Annotated in this window: 1 pseudogene; it reads left to right on the forward strand. The window is 49.4% G+C overall.

Features of this window, described 5'->3' with window-relative positions:
* Nucleotides 1-729, forward strand: a pseudogene (locus tag ICN47_RS12730) (hypothetical protein); the annotation flags it as partial.

Here is a 729-nt window from a genome sequence, read left to right on the forward strand (position 1 = left end):
ACTGGCGCAGTGACACTGGGTAGTGATGTGGTTCTGACTACAGGCGGTAGTACCGGTCAAAACATAAGCTTTAGCTCAACGATTGATGGCAGCTTAGCAAATAGCCAATCATTAACTCTTAATACTGGTGCTAGCGGTACAGTAAGTGTGACTGGCATTGTTGGCGGCACGAGCTTAAAAACCTTGACCATCACAAACTCTGGTGGCACTACCTTTAGTAGTGCAGTGACAACAGGTACGAGCGCAGTGTTGACTGCTACTACCGGAGCAATCGCTTTTAATGGCGCCTTAACAACACCGCTCTTAACCGTTGCTGCAGGCGCTTACAACCTAAGCTTACTGGGAACAGGCACTTCCATTACTAGCGCTGTGACCTTTAACAATACGGGTACCTTAACTTTAGGCTTGGGAACTAGTAGCCAGACCTTTACCGGTGGCTTTACGGCAACTGCACCGAGCACTATCTACCTGGCTGGCACGATCACCGGTGGCGATAACATTAGCATTGGTAGTAGCTCTCACGGTATCTCCCTAAATGCAGATACCACGATCGATACTCATAGTGCCAGTAAAGCCATCACCTTAGGTGGTGCAGTAACAGGTAATACCCATAGCTTAAATCTCAATGCCGGTACTGGCGCAGTGAGCGTAGCCGGAATGACCGGTTTATCGAGCTTCTCTACCACCACGAGCGGCATCACCTTAAACGGTTCAATCACCACCACCGGT

The sequence above is a fragment of the Polynucleobacter sp. AP-Latsch-80-C2 genome, assembly GCF_018882185.1.
In the GTDB taxonomy this organism is placed as follows: domain Bacteria; phylum Pseudomonadota; class Gammaproteobacteria; order Burkholderiales; family Burkholderiaceae; genus Polynucleobacter.